The sequence below is a fragment of the Streptomyces sp. NRRL S-495 genome (assembly GCF_000966955.1).
GTDB classification, from domain to species: domain Bacteria; phylum Actinomycetota; class Actinomycetes; order Streptomycetales; family Streptomycetaceae; genus Kitasatospora; species Kitasatospora purpeofusca.
The window spans coordinates 1-295 of the sequence record NZ_JZWY01001283.1 but is presented as its reverse complement, the minus strand read 5'-3'; the positions used below and the strand labels follow the sequence as shown (position 1 = coordinate 295).

The window sequence follows — 295 nt, the reverse complement described above, 5'->3', positions numbered from 1 at the left end:
CGCGAGGAGATCCTCTGCGGCCTCTTCGGCGAGATCCTCGGCGTACCGGGTCTCGATCGACGACGACTTCTTCGCCCTCGGCGGCCACTCGCTGCTCGCCATGAAGCTCGCCGCCCGGGTCCGCGCCACCCTCGGCACCGAACTCGGCATCCGGGACGTCTTCGAGGCCCCGACCGTGGCTGGGCTGGTCGAGCGCCTCGACGGCGCGGACGCCCGCCCGGCGCTGACCGCGGGCCCGCGCCCCGAGCGGCTGCCGCTCTCCTCCGCGCAGCGCCGACTGTGGCTGATCGACCGG

At 74.9% G+C, this 295-nt stretch carries 1 pseudogene; it reads left to right on the top strand.

From position 1 onward, the window contains the following. Positions 1 to 295, top strand: a pseudogene (locus VR45_RS41190) (phosphopantetheine-binding protein); the annotation flags it as partial.